At 57.8% G+C, this 23,270-nt stretch carries 22 protein-coding genes; 9 read left to right on the top strand and 13 right to left on the bottom strand.

Going from position 1 to position 23,270, the window contains the following annotated elements:
- Positions 1-72: 72 nt before the first annotated feature.
- The 7 genes from ACR0FB_RS00710 to ACR0FB_RS00680 all read right to left on the bottom strand — a co-directional run bounded on the left by ACR0FB_RS00710 (position 73) and on the right by ACR0FB_RS00680 (position 8,143).
- The gene (locus ACR0FB_RS00710; protein WP_171632686.1) at positions 73-651 is read right to left on the bottom strand and encodes a holin family protein; all 579 of its coding nucleotides are present in this window, start codon (positions 649-651) and stop codon (positions 73-75) included.
- On the bottom strand, positions 642-1,253 hold the full coding sequence (locus tag ACR0FB_RS00705; RefSeq protein ID WP_209833223.1) for a holin-associated N-acetylmuramidase: 612 nt from the start codon (positions 1,251-1,253) through the stop codon (positions 642-644). The genes ACR0FB_RS00710 and ACR0FB_RS00705 overlap by 10 nt, the downstream gene beginning before the upstream one ends.
- Before the next feature lie 118 nt (positions 1,254-1,371).
- Positions 1,372-1,818: a cytochrome c maturation protein CcmE gene (gene ccmE / locus ACR0FB_RS00700; protein ID WP_171116077.1), complete on the bottom strand. Its 447-nt coding sequence runs from the start codon at positions 1,816-1,818 to the stop codon at positions 1,372-1,374.
- A gap of 7 nt (positions 1,819-1,825) precedes the next feature.
- Positions 1,826-2,854, bottom strand: coding sequence for an N-acetyl-gamma-glutamyl-phosphate reductase (gene argC, locus ACR0FB_RS00695; protein ID WP_480619309.1), 1,029 nt, complete (start codon positions 2,852-2,854; stop codon positions 1,826-1,828).
- 94 nt (positions 2,855-2,948) lie between these two features.
- Positions 2,949-3,758, bottom strand: coding sequence for a glutamate racemase (locus ACR0FB_RS00690; RefSeq protein WP_171632695.1), 810 nt, complete (start codon positions 3,756-3,758; stop codon positions 2,949-2,951).
- A gap of 8 nt (positions 3,759-3,766) precedes the next feature.
- Positions 3,767-4,645 (bottom strand): lysophospholipid acyltransferase family protein, encoded by an 879-nt coding sequence (locus ACR0FB_RS00685; protein WP_171632698.1) that lies wholly within the window; start codon positions 4,643-4,645, stop codon positions 3,767-3,769.
- Between the two features lie 78 nt (positions 4,646-4,723).
- Entirely contained in the window at positions 4,724-8,143 is a 3,420-nt protein-coding gene (locus ACR0FB_RS00680; RefSeq protein ID WP_480619306.1) for an indolepyruvate ferredoxin oxidoreductase family protein, read from the bottom strand.
- Positions 8,144-8,312: 169 nt separating this feature from the next.
- Here ACR0FB_RS00680 and ACR0FB_RS00675 point away from each other — a divergent pair, with 169 nt between their 5' ends.
- The 5 genes from ACR0FB_RS00675 to grxD all read left to right on the top strand — a co-directional run bounded on the left by ACR0FB_RS00675 (position 8,313) and on the right by grxD (position 14,878).
- On the top strand, positions 8,313-9,221 hold the full coding sequence (locus tag ACR0FB_RS00675) for a LysR family transcriptional regulator (protein WP_171116088.1): 909 nt from the start codon (positions 8,313-8,315) through the stop codon (positions 9,219-9,221).
- 269 nt (positions 9,222-9,490) lie between these two features.
- Positions 9,491-11,737 carry a mechanosensitive ion channel domain-containing protein gene (locus ACR0FB_RS00670; RefSeq protein ID WP_480619304.1) on the top strand — a complete coding sequence of 749 codons (2,247 nt, stop codon included), beginning with the start codon at positions 9,491-9,493 and terminating at the stop codon, positions 11,735-11,737.
- Between the two features lie 180 nt (positions 11,738-11,917).
- A complete protein-coding gene (gene purL / locus ACR0FB_RS00665) occupies positions 11,918-14,077 on the top strand; it encodes a phosphoribosylformylglycinamidine synthase subunit PurL (protein ID WP_171632705.1) in 2,160 nt (719 codons plus the stop codon).
- A gap of 135 nt (positions 14,078-14,212) precedes the next feature.
- Positions 14,213-14,449 carry a BolA/IbaG family iron-sulfur metabolism protein gene (locus tag ACR0FB_RS00660; protein WP_152457878.1) on the top strand — a complete coding sequence of 79 codons (237 nt, stop codon included), beginning with the start codon at positions 14,213-14,215 and terminating at the stop codon, positions 14,447-14,449.
- A 66-nt stretch (positions 14,450-14,515) separates the two neighbouring features.
- On the top strand, positions 14,516-14,878 hold the full coding sequence (gene grxD / locus ACR0FB_RS00655; protein WP_171632707.1) for a Grx4 family monothiol glutaredoxin: 363 nt from the start codon (positions 14,516-14,518) through the stop codon (positions 14,876-14,878).
- A gap of 6 nt (positions 14,879-14,884) precedes the next feature.
- On the opposite strand, the gene ACR0FB_RS00650 is transcribed toward grxD, so the two are convergent.
- From ACR0FB_RS00650 to ACR0FB_RS00640, 3 genes are read right to left on the bottom strand one after another with little or no spacing between them, the layout of a single operon-like run.
- On the bottom strand, positions 14,885-15,232 hold the full coding sequence (locus tag ACR0FB_RS00650) for an MliC family protein (protein ID WP_480619301.1): 348 nt from the start codon (positions 15,230-15,232) through the stop codon (positions 14,885-14,887).
- Positions 15,229-15,624: a cell division protein ZapA gene (locus ACR0FB_RS00645; RefSeq protein ID WP_480619299.1), complete on the bottom strand. Its 396-nt coding sequence runs from the start codon at positions 15,622-15,624 to the stop codon at positions 15,229-15,231. Before ACR0FB_RS00645 ends, ACR0FB_RS00650 begins: the two co-directional genes overlap by 4 nt.
- The gene (locus ACR0FB_RS00640; protein ID WP_480619297.1) at positions 15,624-16,478 is read right to left on the bottom strand and encodes a hypothetical protein; all 855 of its coding nucleotides are present in this window, start codon (positions 16,476-16,478) and stop codon (positions 15,624-15,626) included. Before ACR0FB_RS00640 ends, ACR0FB_RS00645 begins: the two co-directional genes overlap by 1 nt.
- Positions 16,479-16,714: 236 nt before the next feature.
- Here ACR0FB_RS00640 and tkt point away from each other — a divergent pair, with 236 nt between their 5' ends.
- On the top strand, positions 16,715-18,739 hold the full coding sequence (tkt, locus tag ACR0FB_RS00635; RefSeq protein WP_171723343.1) for a transketolase: 2,025 nt from the start codon (positions 16,715-16,717) through the stop codon (positions 18,737-18,739).
- Positions 18,740-18,795: 56 nt separating this feature from the next.
- On the opposite strand, the gene ACR0FB_RS00630 is transcribed toward tkt, so the two are convergent.
- Complete coding sequence (locus tag ACR0FB_RS00630; RefSeq protein WP_209833237.1) at positions 18,796-19,755, bottom strand: DUF808 domain-containing protein; 960 nt, start codon at positions 19,753-19,755, stop codon at positions 18,796-18,798.
- Positions 19,756-19,936: 181 nt separating this feature from the next.
- Between ACR0FB_RS00630 and gap (ACR0FB_RS00625) the strand changes: the two genes are divergently transcribed.
- The 3 genes from gap (ACR0FB_RS00625) (at position 19,937) to gap (ACR0FB_RS00615) (ending at position 22,241) form a co-directional block, all read left to right on the top strand.
- A complete protein-coding gene (gene gap, locus ACR0FB_RS00625; protein ID WP_152457871.1) occupies positions 19,937-20,938 on the top strand; it encodes a type I glyceraldehyde-3-phosphate dehydrogenase in 1,002 nt (333 codons plus the stop codon).
- A 72-nt stretch (positions 20,939-21,010) separates the two neighbouring features.
- The gene (locus tag ACR0FB_RS00620; protein ID WP_480619295.1) at positions 21,011-21,154 is read left to right on the top strand and encodes a hypothetical protein; all 144 of its coding nucleotides are present in this window, start codon (positions 21,011-21,013) and stop codon (positions 21,152-21,154) included.
- Between the two features lie 82 nt (positions 21,155-21,236).
- The gene (gene gap / locus ACR0FB_RS00615) at positions 21,237-22,241 is read left to right on the top strand and encodes a type I glyceraldehyde-3-phosphate dehydrogenase (protein WP_480619293.1); all 1,005 of its coding nucleotides are present in this window, start codon (positions 21,237-21,239) and stop codon (positions 22,239-22,241) included.
- Here gap (ACR0FB_RS00615) and coaD read toward each other — a convergent pair.
- Both coaD and ACR0FB_RS00605 read right to left on the bottom strand, forming a co-directional pair.
- Positions 22,233-22,724: a pantetheine-phosphate adenylyltransferase gene (gene coaD, locus ACR0FB_RS00610; RefSeq protein WP_152457869.1), complete on the bottom strand. Its 492-nt coding sequence runs from the start codon at positions 22,722-22,724 to the stop codon at positions 22,233-22,235. The two genes, gap (ACR0FB_RS00615) and coaD, sit on opposite strands and share 9 nt — an antisense overlap.
- Before the next feature lie 85 nt (positions 22,725-22,809).
- Complete coding sequence (locus ACR0FB_RS00605; RefSeq protein WP_171632726.1) at positions 22,810-23,247, bottom strand: CBS domain-containing protein; 438 nt, start codon at positions 23,245-23,247, stop codon at positions 22,810-22,812.
- Positions 23,248-23,270 lie beyond the last annotated feature (23 nt).

Here is a 23,270-nt window from a genome sequence, read left to right as displayed (position 1 = left end):
CCGGAATATACTGCGAGGCCGAACCGGGGGCCATTAACTTTCGCACGATCCGGGGGCACATAGTGTCGCGGGTCAAAGCCCCCGAAGCTTGCGCCAATCGGTCAATGCTGGATTCGCATCAGGACGCGAGGCGTTCTGTATCAGGTTGCCATCAGGGCCGGGGTCGGCGACGCCCGGGCTGTCGCTGCGCATGGCCCGTACTGTTTCTATGTTCCCCATGACCGTCGGCAACCGCTGCATGGCTGCGCCTATATCCCGCTGAAAATCCTGCATTTTGCTCTGATGGCGCGCGCCAAAATAGAAAGACACAATCACGCCCAGCAACCACCAAAGAGGTTCCGGCACCAGCGCAATGCCCTGCATGCGTTCAGCGAACCACAGCGGATCCACCATTGCGGCAACAAACAATCCCAGCGTTCCTAGTGCCAACGCCGGTCGCGGCAACCGATTCACGCCATCCATGACGCGGTCGAACAGGCCTTTTTGAGGAACCACGAACTCTCGGCCGAACTGCGTCATTGCCTGACTTTGCAACTCTGTCGCGCGCTCGGCACGGGACTCGGCGTTTTCCCGGTATATTTCAACCGTCTCACGCACAGCGTTGCGACCGCCCCCAAACAGCAGCGCCAATACCCCCGAGATCAACCCCATGCCGCAACCCTTTCCTTGAATTCACTTTCCGTAAGACGATAGCGTGGCGACAGAAACTCTTCGGCCCGTTTGATCCAGCCTCCTTTGCCACCGGATCGGGTGCGCGCGTATTTTCTGGATGCCGGGCGTTTGTCGGCCAGCCGAAAGTAATAGTTCCGCCGCGCCACACCATACGCATCGCGCAACGCGTTGGGGTCTGGTTGGGCCGCGTCTTCGCACGCCTGTGCCGTTTGCGCGCCGATCACGCCATCTGCCACGACGTCAAACCCCATATCACGCAAAAGCCGTTGCAGGATTATTACTGCTTGCGCACCGGCATTGACGTACATGTCAAAAACAGGGGCATGCAGAACATCTGGCAACAGCACGATGCGTGGCTTTTCAAAGTAGTGCTGAACAAAGATGTCGACCGCCTCGCGCTGAGTAAGCGCCCGGACATCCGCCACGTCAACCAGCCCATCCCCGGTCAGATCCAGTCCAAGCCGGCGCATCGTATGGATGGTGACACCGAATTTGGTTGCCCCGCCCGGATCGTCCGGGTCATTCACGTACCCGCCTTCCCGACGCACAATTTCATTGGCAATCTGCCGAACCGTTTGCATAGCGCCCTCATTTCGTTGAATGGCGCTGACGATCCCGAAAAAGAATTAACAAGCCTGAACGACCGAGGGCGCTGCCCGCATCCCGCGCGCAACGCCCTCAACACAAATGTGGGTCAGGTCAGCTTTCTTCAGCCTCTTTGTACACGCCCTGCTCTTTCAACGCGTCCACGACTTCCTTCGGCATATAGGTTTCGTCATGTTTGGCAAGAATTTCCGTGGCTTCGAACACGCCGTTCACGTAACGTCCGGTGCCGACCATGCCCTGATTTTCCGAAAACAAATCAGGCAGAACCCCGGTGAAAGAAACCTTGACGCTTTCGCCGCCGTCGGTGACGACAAAATGTACGGTTTCGCCCTGCCCACGGATGATCGAACCTTCTTCGACCAGGCCGCCAATCCGAAAGACCTCGGTCGGCTTGGGTGGTTCGGCAATCACCTGGCTTGGCGAGCGGAAAAAGTTGATCCCGTCGCGCATGGCATAGCCAATCAACGCCGTCGATGCCACCAAGGCAACGACAGCTACCAGAATGACTTGTACTCGGCGACGTTTCTTGAGCGTTTTCATACCGTCCTCACGGGAATAACGGTGCCATCATCAGGCCCCGGGTTTCAATCTCACCTAACATCAGATTGGCGTTCTGCAAGGCTTGGCCACTGCTACCTTTTGTCAGGTTATCCAGCGCCGCGATCACGATCGCACGCCGTTCGATCCGATCTGCCACAACTCCGATATGACAGAAGTTGGACCCGCGCACATGGTGGGTCGATGGTGTTTCGCCCATCGGCAGCATCTGAATGAAAGGCTCATCCGCATAAGCCTTTGCAAGCGTTTCATAGATGCTCAGCGGGTCACCTTTTACGTAGGTCGTGGCCAGAATGCCCCGGTTTGCAGGGATCAGGTGCGGAGTGAACTGCACATGAACCGCACGACCGGCCAGCTTGGAAAACTCCTGATCGAACTCGCCCAGATGCCTGTGGGTGCCGCCGACGGCATAGGCGTTGGTGCCCTCGCTCAGTTCGGCGTGCAGCAGGTTTTCCTTCAGCGACCGCCCTGCCCCGGAGACAGCACATTTCAAATCCAGCACGATATCGTCCAGATCAATCACCCCGGCAGAAACAAGCGGCCGCAGAACGTATTGACCGGTTGCCGCGTTGCACCCCGTACCCGCCACCAGCCGTGCGCCCCGGATTTCGTCGCGATAGAACTCGGTCAGGCCATAAACGGCCTCTTCCTGCTGCTCGAGCGCGGAATGCGGGTTTCCGTACCACTTTTCATATTCATCCGGGTCAGTCAGCCGGAAGTCAGCAGACAGATCGATGATCTTCAGATCCTTGGGCAGTGCACTGATCACTTCCTGGCTGGTCTTGTGCGGAAGGGCACAAAAACACAGATCGATCTGGGAAAAATCGATCTCGGAAATCTTGCACAAGTCCGGCAGATCCATGTGGCGCAGATGCGGGAAAACCTGCGCCATGGTCATCCCCGCCTTGCGTTCGGCGGCCAGCGCGGCGATTTCCATGTTAGGGTGTTCGGCGATCAGCCGCACTAGTTCCGCACCGGTATAACCCGAAGCGCCCAGAATTGCGATTTTATGGGTCATGTCAGACCTCTTCTCAACGTGTGTCACATGTTACGACCGCCGATGCGACGGCCTTGAAATAATGAAAGCAGAGCGGCCGCGTCCTTGACCGAAGTCAGGCAGCCTCGAATGTGATTTGTCGTCGGAGGAACTGTGTCGCCCGATCGCTCACCACATTGGGTTTCCCTGTCGTCAGGAACCCTCCCGGGCCACTACCCAGCATGTTGGGGTGGCGATGCAGATAATCCGCAAGGCTTTCCGCGACCAACTCCCCCTGGCTATAGACCTGCACGTCAGGTCCCAATGCCGCCTGAAACACGTCAGCCATTAGCGGGTAATGCGTACAGCCCAGAATGGCCGCCTGCGGTTCAGGCATCTTGCGCTTGAGGGCTTCCACATGGCTGCGCACCAGCGCCTCGGCCAGGATCATGTCACCGTCTTCAATGGCATCCACGACTCCACCACATGCCTGCGCCTCGACATCCACGCCAATTGCCCGGAACGCCAGCTCGCGCTGAAAGGCCCGGCTGGATACAGTGGCGGGCGTGGCGAACAAGGCGACATGCTTGACCGCCACTTCGCGTGGTGGGGAATTGTCGCCCCATTGCCGTTCGGTCAGGGCTTCGATCAAGGGAACAAAGACACCAAGCACACGTTTGCCTTCAGGCACGCCCTCTTCCTGCATCCGGCGCAGCGCCGCCGCGCTGGCGGTGTTGCAGGCCAGAATCACCAAGTTGCAGCCGCGATCCCAAAGGTCCTGCACGGCCTTTCGGGTCAGCTGATAGATGTCCTCGGCATCGCGCACACCGTATGGGGCATGCGCGCTGTCCGCGTAATACAGGAAATCAACGTCAGACAGTCGTGTCTGCGCGGCGCTCAGGACGGTAAGACCGCCCAATCCGGAATCAAAGATACCTACTGCCATTAGCCCCTTCAGGCGCGATGCCGTTCCTCAAATTCATAGCCATAGTCATAAGACTTCAGCGGTGTCGGAGACAGCTCATACGTCGCTTTGCGCAGGAAATCCATCATCTTGCGCGTATCCTTGCCCAGCGGATCCAGAATGTCGCGCCCGATAGGTGTGCCAATCACCACTTTGACCGGAGTATCGACACGTTTTTTGAATTCCTTGATCAGCAACCCCATGCGCAGGGTGTTGTGCATATGGCTAGCAATCTGAAACAGACGTGACGTGTGCCCGTCGAAGAACACCGGAACGACAGTGGCGTTGGATTTCGCCACCATTCGGGCCGTGAAACCGCGCCAACCCGGATCCATAGGATGGGCAAACGGATTAACGCCGGTGCTGACCGTACCCCCGGGGAAAATCCCGATCGCGCCGCCATCGCCAAGGTAATTCAATGCAGTCTTTCGCGTATCCAGGTTCAGTTTCACCGCTTCTTTCGTTTCATCAAACGAAACAGGCAAAACGATACGGTTCAGGTCTTCGGCCTTGCGGAAAACGCGATTTGCGAGAATTCGGAAATCACCACGGGTCTGAGACAATATATGCCCCATCATCAGCCCATCCAGAATTCCATATGGATGGTTTGCAATCAGGATAAGCGGACCTTCCTTGGGGATATTCGCCAGCGCGCCACCAACGACATCCAAGGTCAATCCATAGCGATCGACCATGACCGACCAAAAATCCCGACCCTTTGCGACTTCTTTTTCGTATCCGTCCGCCCGTTTAATCAGACGCAACCGTCCCGTGGTGTTCTCCATCAGCCTGATGACCAACCGCCCCCCCTTGGTTTCGGCGGAATGCGCATACGAGATCTCACGAACGACATGACGACGAGAAGACATGAAGGGCTCCGTTTTGCTGCCCGCAAAATAAGTACAAGCAACAGGTTTGACCAGCTATCGTGACACCCTTGTGACGAATTACTCTGCCGCAGCTTGCAATTCAGGCCCACCGCTGCGGATGACGGCCAGCAGCTCTTCTCGCCGTTTCGCAGCCTTGGCCTCATTTTCCCGCAGTACCGGCCCAAATCCGCGGATATCCAGCGGCAAACGAGCCAGGGCAGCAATCGCATCACGGGTGTCCTGCGACACCAAGGGCAGTACCTCGCGCATGTCCTTTTCATACTGTCGGATCAGGGCGCGCTCCATCTTGCGTTCGGATGAATATCCAAAAATGTCCAGTGGTGTGCCGCGCAATGCCTTGAGTTTGGTCAACAGCTTCAATGCAGTCAGGATGGATTCGCTGAACGTGCGCTTTTTCGGCCTGCCATTGCTACCCGATCCGCCGAATATCGGCGGGGCAAGGTGAAAGGTCATCTTGAAGTCACCATCAAACTCGGCCGCCGCTTTTTCCCGACTGGTCAGCAGAAGACGTGCAACCTCGTATTCGTCCTTGTATGACAACAGCTTGTGATACCCTTTCGCCACCGCTTCGCGCACATATGCGTCCTCGACACTGTCCACCAGCTTGCGGTACCGCCTGGCAAGCCGGGCGCTTTGATATTCCGTCAGGTGCTGCGCGCGAAACGCGATGATCTGGTCCTGTGTCTTGGGCATCTCGGCCACGGTCGGCGCAAGGATGGATTGCACGTCTTCCGGGTGCAGAACCGCCCAACGTCCGATATCAAACGCACGCTTGTTGCGTTCGACCGCCGTGCCGTTCAATTCGATGGCCTCAAAGATCGCCTGATGGCTGACCGGCAACAGCCCGCGCTGCCAGGTCGCGCCAAAGATCATCATGTTGGAATAGATTGAATCCCCCATCACCGCGCGCGCCAGTTCGGTCGCATCAAACAGCGAGACATCTTCTTTCAGCCGCGCTTGCAGGGCCAGTTCCAGCTGATCCGCCGGAATGCGGAACTCGGTATCACGCGTGAAGTCGCCCGTCACCGTTTCATGGCTGTTCACGACGGCCCCCGTACGTCCGGTGCGCGTCAGGCCCAACGTCTTTGCGCCGGCCGAGACCACCAGATCGCCACCGATCAGCGCGTGGGCCTCGCCAGTGGCGACGCGAATCGCGCTGATGTCCTCGGGGCGGTTGGCCAATCTACAGTGGATGTGGACTGCGCCGCCTTTTTGCGCCAGCCCCGCCATTTCCATCATGCCCGCGCCTTTTCCGTCGATCTGCGCCGCCTGCGCAAGGATGGCGCCAATGGTGACGACACCCGTACCGCCGACGCCGGTAATCACGACGTTGTGCGTGCCGGTGATCTTCGGCAGATCTGGTGTTGGCAAATCTGGCAGATCAATTTCGGTCGTCGCCTCTTTGCGAATTTTCGCGCCCTCAAGCGTCACGAATGACGGGCAGAAACCGTTCAAGCACGAGTAATCCTTGTTGCAGCTCGATTGATCAATGGCCCGCTTGCGGCCCAGCTCGGTCTGTTTGGGAACGATCGACACGCAGTTTGACTGTACACCGCAATCGCCGCAGCCTTCGCAGACATCGGTGTTGATGAACACACGCTTGTCGGGATCGGGGAATGTGCCGCGCTTGCGGCGGCGGCGCTTTTCGGCAGCGCAGGTTTGTACGTAGACGATGACCGATACGCCCTCGATCTCGCGAAACTTCTCCTGCACCTGCATGAGATCGGCACGCTCGTATGTCTGAACGCTGGCGGGTAGAGCCTTGAAGTTGACGTCCTCTTTTTCATCGTAAACCACGGCTACCTCTCGGACACCCATTGCCTTGACCTCGGCAACGATCCGTTCGGCGGTCAGGTCGCCTTCATTGTCCTGCCCGCCGGTCATGGCAACCGCGTCGTTGAACAATATCTTGAAGGTGATGTTCGTTCCTGCGGACAATGCAGCCCGGATCGCCTGAACGCCCGAATGGTTGTACGTGCCATCGCCAAGGTTCTGGAACACGTGCTTGGTCGTCGAAAACGGAGCCTCGCCGATCCAGTTGGCGCCTTCCCCTCCCATCTGAGTGAAACCGGTCGTCTCTCGATCCATCCATTGAACCATGTAGTGACAGCCAATACCGGCATAGGCGCGGCTGCCTTCCGGTACCCTTGTCGAGCTGTTATGCGGGCAGCCGGAACAGAAATACGGAAGCCGCGTGGCTATTTCCTGTGCGTTGTCGGCCCGGCGCGCTTCTGACAAAGACGCCAGCCCGGCCCGGATACCATCGGTCTCGCGCCCCTCTTCAATCAGGATCTCGCCCAGCTTTTCAGCGATCATGATCGGGTCAAGCGCACCGCGCGTCGGGAACAGTTCTTCGCGGTGCAGTGTCCCGGCACCGCCTTTGTACCAGCCATAGACCCGGCGTCCGCGCCGGTCGTCAAAGATGGCCTCTTTGACCTGAACCTCGATCAGCTTGCGCTTTTCCTCGACGATCACGATCAGGTCCAGCCCCTCGGCCCAATCGTGGAATCCGACCATATCCAGCGGGAAAGTCTGCCCCACCTTGTATGTGGTAATCCCCAGACGCTCGGCCTCGGCTTCGTTGATATTCAGAAGCGAAAGCGCATGTGTCAGGTCCAGCCAGTTCTTGCCCGCCGCGACAAAACCGATCTTGGCGCCGGGTTTGCCCCACATCCGCCTGTCCAGCTTGTTGGCGTGTGAAAACGTTTCGGCCGCGAACCTTTTGTAATCGATGACACGCGTTTCCTGCAGATGCGGCGTGTCGCCCAACCGGATGTTCAACCCACCTTCCGGCATGTCGAATTCTGGGATGACCATTTGCATCCGGTCCGGACTTCCATCCACGACCGAGGTAACTTCGATCGTGTCCTTCATCGTCTTCAGGCCCACCCAGACCCCCGCAAAACGGCTGAGTGCAAATCCGTAAATTCCATAATCAAGGATTTCCTGAACGCCAGCGGGGCTGACGATCGGCATGTACATGTCGACCAGCGACCATTCCGACTGATGCAGCACCGTCGAGCTTTCGCCGGTATGGTCATCGCCCATCGCCATGAGCACGCCGCCATGTTTGGCTGTCCCTGCCATGTTTGCGTGGCGCATGACGTCACCGGACCGGTCAACGCCGGGCCCCTTGCCATACCAAAGCCCGAAGACCCCATCGAATTTGCCGTCGCCGCGCAGGCCCGCCTGCTGGCTGCCCCAAAGCGCGGTGGCCGCCAGGTCTTCGTTCAAACCGAATTGAAACGTGATATCGCTTTCGGCCAGTGGCTTTTGGGCCCGCATCATTTGCTGATCCACTGCCCCCAAAGGCGACCCGCGGTATCCGGTGACCAATCCCGCGGTGTTAAGGCCCGCTTGCCGGTCTCTGGCCTTTTGCATCAGCATCAAGCGCACAAGCGCCTGCGTTCCATTCAGAAGAACCGGGTTTTTCTCAAGATCGAACCGGTCGTTCAGCGTTATCTGTGGCTGGCTCATCAGACGTCTCCCCTCGTCAGATCAGTGTGCTATACTTGGATTTATTTTAGGTCATAATTTCTGACCTGTATAGAATTTATCCACTGATATGTAACGATTTCGTCCATTGAATGTAGAACTTGTCACCTATTTCATATAGGGCTTCTGAAAGATAACGAAAGTTGCGGTAATGGATTGGGACAAGCTTAGAATATTTCATGCGGTGGCCGATGCGGGCAGCCTTACGCACGCCGGAGACAAGCTGAACCTGTCTCAATCCGCCGTAAGCCGACAGATCCGCGCATTGGAAGAGTCTCTGGATGCCACTCTGTTCCACCGTCACGCGCGGGGGCTGATTCTCACCGAACAGGGCGAGTTGTTGTTTGACGCCACATCTGCCATGTCGAAACGGCTGGATGCCGCAGCCGCGCGTATTCGGGACAGCGAGGAAGAAGTCTTCGGTGTTTTGCGGGTCACGACGACCTTCGGCTTTGGTACACTCTGGCTGGCACCGCGCTTGCCGAAACTGTATGAGCAATACCCTGACCTGAACATCGACCTGATGCTTGAAGAACGCGTTCTGGATCTTCCGATGCGCGAAGCGGACGTCGCCATCCGCATGAAAGAGCCAAGCCAGGCCGACCTGGTGCGCAAGCGCCTTATGACCGTTCAGATGATGTTGTATGCAACCCAGGATTATATCGAAAACCACGGCGGCATGTTGCAGTCCCTGGAAGAGATCAAGGACCACCGTCTGATTTGTCAGACCCCTGCGGCGCCGCAGGTTGGCGCCAGTGCCGCCATGGTGCGCCACCTGATGACCTATAATCCCGGCTCTTTGCTGACTGTGAACAACTATTTTGGCGTGCTTCAAGGCGTTTTGCACAATCTGGGCATCGGTGTTCTGCCCGATTACGTCACACAGGATTTTCCGCACCTCGTGCCCATCCTGTCAGACATAGAAACCGCAGATGTTCCGGTTTATCTGGCTTACCCGGAAGAATTACGGCATTCAAAACGCGTTGGAGCGTTTCGCGATTTCGTGCAGGACGAAATCATCGCACAGCGTAAACAACTGAAACAGATGGGAAAACTGTAGCTATGCGTAAATAGCATAACGGACATGAAGTGTTCACAGGGTTAATTGTCTTGAACGTTCACTAACTGACCCCTAAATGAGCACTCGAAGGCGGTGATGCTGAAACGCTCATCATCTTCATACCTCCCTGTTGGACTACGGCCGAGCTTATAGCTCGGCCTTTTTTTTGGCTGGACCCTGCATTAAGTCAGCGAAAGCTCTGGGAAAAATACACGCATAGGCATATGATCCTCAAAAAACGATACAATTTCGTGTTTGAGGGAAAATACATGTTCCACCCACTCCGTCTGGCTTTGGCGCTCGTCTCCGCGTTATTCATGGCAGTGCCACTATATGCACAGGACTCCGGTTCAACTTCTACAGTGACCATCCCGGAAGACCTGACACCCGAGCAGGTCGACGATCTTGTTGCTCGCATGTCCGATGATCAGGTTCGCGCAATTCTGTTGGAACGCCTTGATGCCGTGGCGGAAAAACAAGCCGCCGAAAAAGCAAACGTAGAAGACCCGTTGACCGAGATAAGCGAGATCTGGGCTGAAATGGTCGCGTCCTGGACACATGTCCTGACCACGCTTCCCAACATAGTGACGGCGCAGATTACCGCGTTCAGCAATTTTAGCGATACGTTCGGATCGACCGGTGTCTTTACACTTATAGGGCTTGTCCTCTCTGTGCTTGTTGTCGGGTTCATTGCGGAAAAGCTGTTCATTTTCCTGACCCGACGCTGGCATGAAGCAACCGAAGCCGCGGACGAGGCCGACCTTTGGGGCGCCGTCAGATACCTGTTTCGCCGGTTCTGCCGCGAAATCGCCGGGCTGATCATTTTCTATGTAGTGATCCGCGCGGTGGGCCGCGGTCTTCTGACGACGGAACAGATCACCTATGCTGCACCGTTTGTATTCTATCTCATCTGGGTGCCGCGATTGGGTGCAGCAGCGTCCCGGTTTGTTCTGGCGCCGGAGAAGCCGCAATTTCGGTTGGTCAATATCGACGACCACTGGGCAAAGTACCTGCACCGTAACCTGATCGGTCTGTTGATCCTGATCGGGTTCACGCTGTTCGTCGTTCGGTTCAACGCACTCAATGGCGTCACGGGTGACGATACCCGCATTGGCTTCTGGCTGAACGCGGCAATTCACGTCTATATCGCCGCAATCGCCTGGACCGCGCGTGAAGGTCTGTCGCAGATGATGCTGGGGACAGACCCGGATCACACGAAATTCGATGAAGAAGTTGCACATTATTACCCCTATTTTGCCATCGGCGTTTCGGTGGCAATCTGGCTGCTGGTCGAGTTCCTGGTCGCGCAGCGTGATCCGGCAACATTGAGATTGCTGACCAGCGGCGCGCATTTCACGACGATGTTCTGGTTGTTGATTGCACCTGCGCTGGATACGCTGATCCGCGGTCTTGTGCGGCATTTGCAACCGCCAATGTCGGGCGAAGGCCCTCTTGCTGAACGCGCCTACCGTTCCGCGAAACGCAGCTACATCCGGATTGGTCGCGTTATCGCCGGCTTGGTCGTAGTTTTCATGATTGCACGCGTATGGCATCTTGACCTGCGCAATGTCGCTTCGGCCGGTGTCGGTGCCGAAGTCGGCGGTGCCGTGATCGAATTCCTGCTAATCATCGCCGTTGGCTATATCCTGAACGAGGTCGTCTCGCTCTGGATCAACCGCCGATTGGCCAAGGAACAGACTGCGGCCGAGGCGCTGGACGAAGAAGCAGGCGGTGAAGGCGGCGGTGCCGGCGGCTCTCGTCTGGCGACGGTTCTGCCCCTGATGCGGATCACGGCCCAGATTACGATTGCCGTGATTTTTGGCCTGCTGGCGCTGGGCGCATTGGGCATCAATATCACACCGCTTTTGGCCGGTGCCGGTGTTCTGGGTCTGGCGATCGGTTTTGGTGCGCAGAAGCTGGTTGCTGATATCGTGGGCGGGGTTTTCTTCCTGATCGACGATGCCTTCCGCGTCGGAGAATATGTCGACGTCGGCGGCACGATGGGCACTGTCGAGAAAATCTCGGTTCGCTCGATGCAGTTGCGTCACCATCGCGGCCCTGTACACACGATACCCTACGGTGAGATTCAGAAGCTGACAAATTTCAGCCGCGACTGGGTGATCATGAAGCTGAAATTCACCGTGCCGTTCGACACGGATCCCAACAAGGTCAAGAAGATCTTCAAGAAGATCGGTGCTGAGATGATGGAGGACGAGACCCACAAGGATGGCTTCCTGCAACCGTTCAAATCGCAAGGTGTGTTCGATTTTGACGATGTCGGCATGATCATCCGCGGCAAGTTCATGGCCAAGCCCGGCAAGCAGTTCACACTGCGCAAGGAGATCTTCAACCGGGTCAAGGCGGCCTTCAAGGAAAACGGCATCGACTTTGCCCGTCGCGAAGTGCGCGTTGCGATTCCGGGGCTGGACGACAATGAAAACCTAACCCCGGAACAGAAGACGGCTGTTGGTGCCGCAGCCGCAGCGCAGCTCAACAAGGATCAGGGATCGGCGTAAGCTTCGCGGTTCACGCCAGCTGCATGCACCCATTTTGGGACGCATTCATCCGGAACCGGCAGTGATGCCGGTTCCGTTTTTCTTTGAAAGACGCAACCTGCGCCGTCTTGACCCTTTCCACACGCGCGCGCTTGCCCTAAAAGGCGCGCAATCTCGGCCCACTTGGACACAGGACAGAAGATGCAAGAGCCCGCCATCACACCCGATCTGATTGCCGCACATGGGCTCAAGCCCGAGGAATATGACATGATCCTCGAGATCATCGGGCGTGAACCTACTTTCACCGAGCTCGGCATTTTCTCGGCCATGTGGAACGAGCACTGTTCCTACAAATCTTCGAAGAAATGGCTGCGCACCCTGCCCACCTCTGGGCCCCAGGTGATCTGCGGACCCGGTGAAAACGCAGGCGTGGTAGACATTGGCGACGGTCAGGCCGTGGTCTTCAAGATGGAAAGCCACAACCACCCGTCTTACATCGAACCCTATCAGGGTGCGGCGACCGGCGTGGGGGGCATCCTGCGCGACGTCTTTACCATGGGCGCGCGTCCCATTGCGTCAATGAACGCATTGTCCTTTGGCGAACCCGGCCATCACAAGACCCGTCAACTGGTCAACGGCGTGGTCGAGGGCATCGGTGGCTATGGCAACTGCTTCGGTGTGCCTTGCGTCGGTGGCGAAGTGCGCTTCCACCCCGCATACAATGGCAACTGCCTTGTGAACGCCTTTGCCGCTGGTCTGGCCGACAGCGACAAGATTTTCTACTCGGCCGCGTCGGGCGTGGGTATGCCCGTCGTCTATCTGGGCGCAAAAACCGGTCGTGATGGTGTGGGGGGCGCGACCATGGCATCCGCCGAATTCGACGACACGATCGAAGAAAAACGCCCCACCGTTCAGGTCGGCGACCCCTTCACCGAAAAACGCCTGATGGAGGCGACGCTGGAACTGATGCAGACCGGTGCCGTGATCTCGATCCAGGACATGGGCGCAGCGGGCCTGACCTGCTCGGCCGTTGAAATGGGTGACAAGGGTGGCCTTGGCGTACGTCTTGATCTGGAAAACGTTCCTCAGCGCGAAGAAAACATGACAGCCTATGAAATGATGCTGTCCGAATCTCAGGAGCGTATGCTGATGGTCCTCAAGCCCGAGCTTGAGGCCGAGGCCCGCGCCGTGTTCGAAAAATGGGATCTCGATTTCGCGATCGTTGGCGAAACCATTGCCGAAGACCGCTTTCTGATCATGCATAACGGTGAAGTCAAAGCCGATCTGGTTCTGTCCAAACTGTCTTCCACCGCGCCGGAATACGACCGCCCATGGGAGCCTACGCCACAGGCAGAGGAACTGGCCGAAGTGCCCCAGATCGACCCGATTGACGGGCTGCGCGCCCTGCTCGCTTCGCCCAACTACGCAGGCAAACAGTGGGTCTATGAACAATACGACACCATGGTGATGGCGGATTCCGTCCGCACGCCGGGTCTGGGTGCGGGCATGGTCCGCGTCCACGGGACCGACAAGGTGCTTGCCTTCACATCCGACGTGACCCCGCGCTATGTGCGCGCAAACCCTATTGAGGGCGGCAAACAAGCCGTGGCCGAAGCCTATCGCAACCTGACCGCCGTCGGAGCCAAGCCGCTGGCCACAACCGACAACCTGAACTTCGGCAACCCCGAAAAGCCCGAGATCATGGGCCAGTTTGTCGGTGCCATACAGGGCATTGGCGCCGCAGTCGGCGCCTTGGATATGCCGATCGTGTCGGGTAACGTCTCGCTGTACAATGAGACTGACGGACAGGCCATTCTGCCGACCCCCACCATTGGCGCAGTCGGCCTGTTGCAGCACTCGGACGAGATCATCGGCAACGAGGTGCGCGAAGGCCACGTTGCGCTTGTGATCGGTGAAACCAAGGGGCATCTGGGTCAATCCGCCCTTCTGGCCGAGGTGTTCAACCGCGAAGACGGCGACGCCCCGCATGTCGATCTGGATGCCGAAAAGCGCAACGGTGATTTCATCCGCGCCAACCGCGAGATGATCAAGGCCTGCACCGACGTCAGCGATGGCGGCATCGCTCTGGCTGCCTTCGAACTGGCAGAAGCCGCAGGCGTTGGCGTATGTCTTGACGACGCCCCGACTGAATTCCTGTTCGGTGAAGATCAGGCCCGCTATCTTGTTGCCTGCAATTTCGATCAGGCCGAGGCATTGATGATTGCGGCCGGTCAGGCCGGCGTTCCACTGAATGCGGTTGGTCGTTTCACCGGCGATACGGTGAAGATCGGCAGCTCGGAAGCCTCGCTTGATGAACTTGCCGCGATTTACCGCAACAGCTTTGCCGAGGCTGTCGCCTAACAACGCAACGCGAATGCCAATCGAAACCCGCGCTGTGATCCGGTGCGGGTTTGGTTGTTTTTGCATGTGCCAGTGCTCTTGCACGCCCGGTTCATGCGCTCTACATCTTGGGAAAGACCTTCTGGAGTTATCTACATGCCGATGAGCGCCCACGAAATCGAACACCTGCTGCGCGAAGCCTTTCCCGACGCCGAGATTCAGGTCGGCGGAAATGACGGTGTTCATATGTCTGCCATGGTGGTGGATGAAAGCTTTCGCGGCAAAAACCGGGTTCAGCAACAGCGCGCTGTTTACGCAGCTCTGAAGGGCAAGATGGACGGCCCGGACGGAGAATTGCACGCGCTGGCGCTCACCACCAAAGTGCCGGAATAAGCTTCTCGGCTTCTTTCGAGGCGAACATATGACTCTCCCGTTGGAGAAACGAACAGGAAACGCAAAATGACCGACGTAAAAACCCAGATCGACGAAACCGTCAAAGCCAATGACGTGGTGCTGTACATGAAAGGCACCAAGGAAATGCCGCAATGCGGGTTTTCCTCACGCGTGGCTGGCGTGCTGAACTACATGGGCGTTGAATACACCGACGTAAACGTGCTGGCCGACGAGGAAGTGCGTCAGGGGATCAAGGATTATTCCGACTGGCCGACCGTGCCGCAGCTGTATGTCAAAGGCGAATTCGTAGGCGGTTGCGACATCATCACCGAGATGACCCTTTCGGGTGAGCTGGACACGCTTTTTGATGAAAACGGTGTCGGCTACAACAAGGAAGCAGCCGACAAAATCCGCGAAGCAAACGCGTAATCCTGCTTACCGGCTGGAACAATTCTGATAAATAGCCTGCTCATTGGCGGCGCCTGCCGCCAAATAGCTGATTGACGCGTTCCAACCTTTTGAGCGCAGGATATAGGTTCCTTCGGCTCCGAGAGATTCATAGCGGATGCCCGATCCGCTTTCGACCTGGCGCATCGCGACCAGAGTGTTGTCCACCATCGTCGCCGCCGCGCCTGAACCGTCGGGTGCGTTGAAATAGGTCACCGGCAACGGCACGCCGTTCTCGCAGGTAAAGGTGACAGCCAGAATGTCGATTTCGGCGAGTGCAGATGTTGCTGGGAAAACAAGCAAAGCACCGCAGAAGAAATTGCGCAGATAGGTCATTGTGCCTTCTTCTCCTCGACGACGGAAGCCAGCGCTTCCGCACGTGCTGCCAGTTCGGCCAGCGTATCCGTGACGGATGGCGGCACCACCGCGACTTCAACACGTTCGGGTTCCGGCGCGGGCGCATTTCGCAGCGATTGAAGCTCGGCCTCGGCCTCGGCCAGCCTGGCCTCCAGCAACTTGACCTTGTCTTCCGTCGCCGCCGTCTTGTCAGCCAGCAGCAGACCGGCCATCAGCAACATTCGCGCTTCGGGCATCCGCCCAATCTGATCGGACAGAACCTGCGCTTCGTCATCCAGCATTTTGGCGGCCGCCTGCAGAAAGGGTTCTTCCCCGTCCCGGCAGGACACGTCAAAACCCCGCCCGCCAATATGAATGGTTACCTCGGGCATTACTCTACCTCACCTTCTACAAGTTTTGCCTGCGACAGCAGAGGTTCCAACCGTGCCAACACGGCCTGCGCTTCGGCGGCGTCCGAAGCCTGCGCCGCACGCGTCGCCTCAAGCTCGGCAACGGTGGCGCGGTTCAGCAATTCAGCATCCGTCAGCCCTTCTGCGGCCGCGGAACGCAACTCTTCTACGGAATTCCGCAACTGCTCGTTCGCCTTGCGCATACGTTGCAGATCGTCATCCAGCCGGGACATCGCAGCGCCATGGCTGGCCCGTTCGGCCCGCAGCATCTCAAGCTCGGCGCTCAGATCATCGACCCGTACCGTATCTTCAAGTTGTGCCTTGAGGCGGCTGTTTTCCGCCTCGACTTCTTTTGCCTGAGCAAGCAATTCACGCAATTGCTCAAGCTCGGCTTTCACCGCCGAAGGATCTTCGATGCCGTCAAGTTCGGCGCGCAGTCTTTCGTTCTCGGCCTTCAACGCGTCCAGTTCGGCATTGTTGTCCAAGGCCGCCTTGGCCTCGGCCAGCTCGGCGCGGGCCGCTTCGACAGACGCGATTTTCGCCCGGGCTTCTTCCAGCTCTGTTCGCAGCGCATCCGCGTCGGCGGCACCCGCTGGTTCCGTGCGCAGCTCCTCCAGATCGGCACGCAGCGCGTCCACTTGTTTTTCGTGCTGCTCTTTCAGGGTCTTCAGTCGTTCCTGAAGCTGCGCATTGGCAACTCTTTCGTCTTCAAGTTCGGCCTGAAGCCTCTCACTTACTTCAGCATTCCGGGACGCACCGCCCAACCCTTCGACGCCCGCACTGATACGATCCATCGCAGCAATAATGCGGTGCTGTAGTTCCTCTAACTGGCTCATGCCCCTGTCACCTCTTTATCAAGGTTCATTCTGTCGCGAAGTGATCCGAATCAAAACCGAATCCCGCTTGCCGACAGTCTAACGGAATGCGACAGAAAATACCCACTGTTTGGTTTCAATCACTTGGGCCTCGCTCTTCACCTATCGGGCGTTGCCAAAGCCCGGTTCCGCTTGCACTTTGGGTGCTGAATGGTATTGAGCGCGCAATCTGCTTTTTATCCAAAGGAACAACGCCCGTGGACCTGACTGCGCTGCGCAAAGCCAACCCCGAACACTGGGACAAAGCTGCGGCCATCCGCACCCTGACCCTTGACGCCGTCGCCGCCGCAAATTCCGGCCATTCCGGCATGCCGATGGGCATGGCCGATGTTGCGACCGTTCTGTTCGAAAAGCACCTGAAATTCGACGCCTCGGCCCCGAACTGGCCGGACCGCGATCGGTTCATCCTGTCGGCTGGTCACGGTTCGATGCTGGTCTATTCACTTCTCTATCTCACCGGTCATGCCGACGTGACGCTGGAAGAGATCAAGAATTTCCGCCAGTTGGGCGCCAAGACCGCGGGCCACCCTGAAAACTTTCTGATCGATGGTGTTGAAACCACGACCGGCCCGCTTGGTCAGGGTATCTCGAATGCCGTGGGTTTCGCCATGGCCGAGGAAATCCAGCGCGCGCATTACGGCAAGAAGGTCGTGGATCACTATACTTACGTGATCGCGGGCGACGGCTGTCTGATGGAAGGCGTCAGTCAGGAAGCGATCACTTTGGCCGGCCGCCATGAGCTGAGCAAACTGATCGTCTTCTGGGACAACAACAACATCACCATCGACGGCACTGTCGATATCGCTGATCGCACCGATCAGGTCCGCCGGTTTGCGGCTTCTGGCTGGCACGTGATTGAAATCGACGGCCATGACCCCAAGGCCATCGATGCGGCCATTGTTCAGGCGAAAAAGTCCAAAAAACCAACCATGATCGCCTGTGAAACCCATATCGCTCTGGGTCATGCTGCGCAGGACACCTCGAAAGGTCATGGGGCACTGACGGATCAGGATCAGCTGAAAGCCGCGAAAGAGGCCTATGGTTGGCCCCACGACACATTCGAAGTTCCAGCCAACGTCAAATCCGCATGGGAAGCCATTGGTGCACGCGGCGCAGACGAACGTGGGGCTTGGGAAGAACGTTTTGCCCAGCTTTCCGAGAGGAAACAGGCCGAATTCAAACGCGCCTATGCATTTGAGGCCCCCAAGCGGCTGGCTGGCGCCATTCGTGCGTTCAAAAAGCAGATGTCTGAAGAGCAGCCGAAACTGGCCACCCGCGCCTCGTCCGAAAAAGTTCTGAACGTCGTGAACCCGATCATGACCGAGACTGTTGGCGGCTCGGCTGACCTGACCGGATCGAACAACACAAAATCGGCTGATATGGGCGTGTTCCTGCCGGAAAACCGCAAGGGTCGTTACATCCATTACGGTATCCGTGAACACGGCATGGCTGCTGCGATGAACGGCATGGCGCTGCATGGCGGTATCCGCCCCTATGGCGGCACCTTCATGGCCTTCACCGACTATGCCCGCCCGTCCATGCGTCTGGCGGCGCTGATGAAAATCCCGTCGGTCTTTGTGATGACCCATGACTCGATCGGTCTGGGCGAGGATGGCCCGACCCACCAGCCGGTGGAACATCTGGCCATCTCGCGCGCGACGCCGAACACTTATGTGTTCCGTCCCGCCGATACGATCGAAACCGCCGAAGCCTGGGAACTGGCGCTGACCTTCAAGGACAGCCCCTCGGTCCTGTCGCTGACCCGCCAGGGCGTGCCGACCGTGCGCAAGGATCACAAGACCAAGAACCTGACCGCACAAGGCGCCTATGTTCTGGCCGAGGCCGAGGGCAAGCGTCAGGCGATCCTGATTGCAACAGGTTCCGAGGTTTCGCTGGCCATGGAAGCCAAAGCGATGCTCGAAGCCGAAGGCATCGGCACCCGCGTCGTCTCGATGCCCTGCATGGAGCTGTTCGCCGAGCAGGACGAAGCCTATCGCAAGCGGGTACTGCCTGCCGGTCCGGTCCGCGTCGGCATCGAGGCCGCCGTGCGCGCCGGTGGCTGGGATCGCTGGCTGCTGGGCGAGCGTGGCCGCGAAGCCAAGGCAGGCTTCATCGGCATGTCCAGCTTTGGCGCCTCGGCCCCTGCCGGTGAGCTGTACAAGCATTTCGGCATTACGGCCGAAGCAACTGTGGCCAAGGTCAAGGAATTGTTGGGACTGTAAGACAGTCCCTTCTGATCGAGCAAAGGGCGGCTTTGGCCGCTCTTTTCATTTTGGTTTCAATGCGTTTCGGATTTGCTGAACAGGGGCATGATTATCTTGGTTGCCACCGGGATCAAAACCAATCCCCAAGCCAAACCAAATACGCCATCCATCGTGGCCTTGGATACCCACTCAACCGCACCAACCCATTGATCAGACACGGAATGTCCAATGGCATAGGCCCAATCATGGATATGATGGCCCAGCCAGCCAAAACCCAGAACCTCCATCCCGTGGATGACGATCGAGCCCCCCACCCACAGCATCGCGGCAGTTCCGACAATGGACAGTGTTTTCATCACCCCGGGCATTGCCTTGACCAACCCTCGGCCCAGACCGCGACCGATAGGTGTTGGCGCGTTCTGCGCCAGAAAAAGCCCCACATCATCCATTTTCACGATCAACGCGACGGATCCATAGACGGCCACCGTCACGCCGATCCCGACAACAGCCAGCGTCGCGGCCTGCATCCACAGGTTCGGCGCTTCGATCGCCGCCAGTGCAATGGTCATGATCTCGGCAGACAGAATGAAATCAGTCTTGATGGCGCCCTTGACCTTTTGCTCCTCCAAGTGGCCCGGATCGCGGTTTTTCATGTCGTCCTCAATCACATGGCTGCCATGAGGAAACAGAACATGAAAAATCTTCTCGGCCCCTTCAAAACATAAATATGACCCGCCAAGCATCAACAAGGGCGTGATCAGCCACGGCGCAAAATTGGCCAGCAACAAGGCGACGGGCAGCAAGAGTATGATCTTGTTGAAGATCGACCCGCGCGCAATGCGCCAGATGATCGGCAACTCGCGCGCCGGGGCGAAACCCTGCACATATTTCGGCGTCACCGCTGCGTCATCGATGATCACACCGGCGGTTTTGGCCCCCGCTTTGCCTGCCGCCGCAACCACATCGTCCACTGATGCCGCCGCAACCTTGGCAATGCCCGCCACATCATCCAACAGGGCCAAAAGACCACTCATCGCGTTTCCCTTCAATCTGCTGTCGCCAACCGGACCCTACCTGATCCAACGGCTAGCGCAAGCGTTAGCGCAACCGGCGCAGGTTTGCGCTAACACCTTAAAAATATGCCGCTTTTGCCCTTTTGAGATTCCCTTTTCGCCGTTATATGGCCCTCAAAGCAAGCGCATCTGGAGACGTCTTATGACCATCAAGGTCGGTATCAATGGTTTTGGCCGTATTGGCCGCTGCACCCTGTCGCACATCGCCGCGTCCGGGCGCAACGACATCGAAGTGATCAAAGTCAACGCAACTGGCCCGTTGGAAACCTCGGCGCATCTGCTGAAATATGACAGTGTTCACGGGCGTTTTCCGCGCGACGTCACCATTGACGGCAATACCATGGATCTGGGTCGCGGCCCGATGCAGATGTTCTCGACCTACGACATGACCGAGTTGGACTGGGAAGGCTGTGACGTCGTCCTCGAATGCACCGGTAAGTTCAACGACGGCCTGAAGGCCAAAACGCATCTGGAACGTGGCGCCGGCAAGGTACTGCTGTCGGCTCCGGGCAAGAACGTGGACAAGACCATCGTTTTCGGCGTCAATCACAACACGCTGGCCGCCAATGACAACATGGTTTCGAACGGTTCGTGCACGACCAACTGCCTCGCCCCGCTGGCCAAGGTGCTGGACGAGGGCGTCGGTATCGAACACGGTATCATGACGACCATCCACGCCTACACAGGCGACCAGCCGACACTGGACCGTCGCCACAGCGACCTCTACCGCGCCCGCGCTGCTGCAATGTCGATGATCCCGACCTCGACCGGCGCCGCCAAGGCGCTGGGTGAAGTTCTGCCGAACCTGAAAGGCCGCCTGGACGGTTCCGCCATTCGCGTCCCAACCCCGAATGTTTCGGCGGTGGACCTGACGTTCCGTGCCTCACGCGACACAAGCACGGCGGAAATCAACGCGATCGTCGAAGAGGCCGCCAAAGGCCCGATGCAGCGCGTTCTGGGATATGAGCCCGCTCCGCTGGTGTCGACCGACTTCAACCACACCGAGGAAAGCTCGATCTTTGCACCGGATCAGACCCGCGTCGTCGATGACCGCATGGTCCGCGTTCTGGCCTGGTATGACAATGAATGGGGCTTCTCGGTTCGTATGGCCGACGTAGCTGTTGCGATGGGCCGCCTTAACTGACCCTTCGGACTTCGCTTGTACCTTGATGCCCGCTCAGGTTATCTGAGCGGGCATTTTACGTTCGGGACAGCCATGACCAACCAAATCGCTATCTGGCTCGGCCTTCTTCTTCTCGGCGTTATCATGTTGGATATAGCGCTGTACGGCACCGAACATCTGCTTTTCCTCGGAAAGAATCTTTACGACTTTCTGGACTGGCTCGCTTTCTGGCGCTGACAGAGGTTTTCCTTGACATTTCGCTTGATCTGTCATTGTTAGCGCTAACTCACCTTACTGAGACATTTGGACGGAGCAGACCATGACCTTGAAACTGGCGATCAACGGATTTGGACGGATCGGGCGCGGGGTTCTGCGCGCGGTGATGGAAAGCGGACGTACAGACGTTGAGATCGTCGCGATCAACGATCTTGGAAAACCCGAAATGAACGCGCACCTGTTTGAATTTGACAGCGTTCACGGCCGCTATCCCAACCCGGTTTCGCTCAGCGATGCAGGTCTGGACGTGGGTCGTGGTCCAATTCGGCTGAGTAGCGAGCGCAACCCCGAGGATCTGCCCTGGTCGGATATTGACGTCGTTCTGGAATGTACGGGTGTGTTTCGTACGCGCGAGGCGGCGGAACGTCACTTCAAGAACGGATCCCGGAAAGTTCTGATCTCTGCCCCGGCCCGAGGTGACGGCGGTGTGAAAACCATCGTCTTTGGCGTCAACGATGGCGAACTGACCGCCGATGATCTGGTGGTGTCAAACGCATCCTGCACCACCAACTGCCTGTCTCCTGTTGCTGCCGCTCTGGATGCCGGCCTTGGTATCAAGCACGGCAACATGACCACTGTTCACGCTTACACTGCCAGCCAGCCTGTGCATGATACAGTGGGAAAAGATCCCTACCTGTCCCGAGCGGCAGCGCTGTCGATGATCCCTACGACAACCGGTGCGGCCGCTGCCGTGGGCCTGGTGCTGCCGCAACTCAAAGGAAAACTGACCGGTCAGGCCATCCGCGTTCCAACCCCGAATGTCTCGGTCGTCGATCTTGTGGCCGAGGTTTCACGCTCCACGACCGAAGAAGAGGTCAACCAACTGTTCGTCGATGCGGCTGCCAAAATCCCCGGCGTTCTTGCCGCGGAAAGCCGTCCTCTGGTTTCCATCGACTTCAATCACGACCCGCACAGCTCGACCGTGTCACTGGCTGAAACCAAGGTTACTGATGGCACGCTGGTTCGTGTGCTGGCGTGGTATGACAATGAATGGGGCTTTTCGAACCGGATGCTTGATACGGCGGCCGCAATGGGTGCCCTAGCCTAACCTTTTTTTCAGCGCATCATTGACACGGGGCGTGACGAATTTCGACACGTCCCCGTTCAACCGGGCGATTTCCTTCACCAGCTTGGACGCGATCGCCTGATGGCGCGCTTCGGCCATCAGGAACACGGTCTCGATCGAATCGTCCAGAGCCCGGTTCATGCCGACCATCTGAAACTCGTATTCGAAATCGGCAACCGCACGCAGGCCGCGCACGATGATTTGTGCGCCTACATCCCGCGCACAATCAATCAGCAGGTTTTCGAAGGGGTGCGCGATGATTTCGGTTCCGGTCTGCTCGGACAGCCGGGCGCATTCCGCTTCGATCATGGCCACGCGCTCTTCCAGCGAGAACAGAGGGCCCTTGTCCCGGTTGATGGCCACACCGATAACCAGTTTGTCCACCAAAGCTGCCGCCCGACGGATGATATCAATGTGCCCCATGGTGATGGGATCAAAGGTTCCAGGATACAATCCAACCCGCATCGCGCCCTCCTGCGCAACAAAATTTCTGCGCAAGCAAACATAACTTTGCTGCAGGTGCAAGTGATTGCTTGGGCAACCCCTGTCGTCAGTGCCCCATTATCATGCCTTCAAGGGCATCTTTTTCCATCGCAAGTTCGGAAAGCTGAGCCTTCACCACATCACCCAAAGTGACAATGCCTACGAGTTTTCCGTCTTCAACCACCGGCATGTGGCGAAAACGCCCCTCTGTCATACGGGACATGATGTCTTCCACGGTGGTCTGGCGCGTCGCCGTGACGAGGTTCTGGGTCATATAAGACTTAACCGGTTGGTTCAGACAACCACTGCCGCTGGCCGCCAATTCCCGGACGATGTCACGTTCTGACAGGATGCCGACCGCGGTATTGCCACCATCGTCGGAAACAACGACCGTACCGATGCGCTTGTCCGCAAGAATCTTCGAGGCCTCTGAGACTGTCGCCGTTGACGCCACGGTCACGACACCATCTGTCGCTTTGGACTTCAGGATGGCCTGAACTAGCATGAAGAATACCTCCGGAATAATAA

The sequence above is a fragment of the Ruegeria sp. P10 genome (genome assembly GCF_056534925.1).
This window is presented reverse-complemented; position numbering and strand designations above follow the sequence as displayed.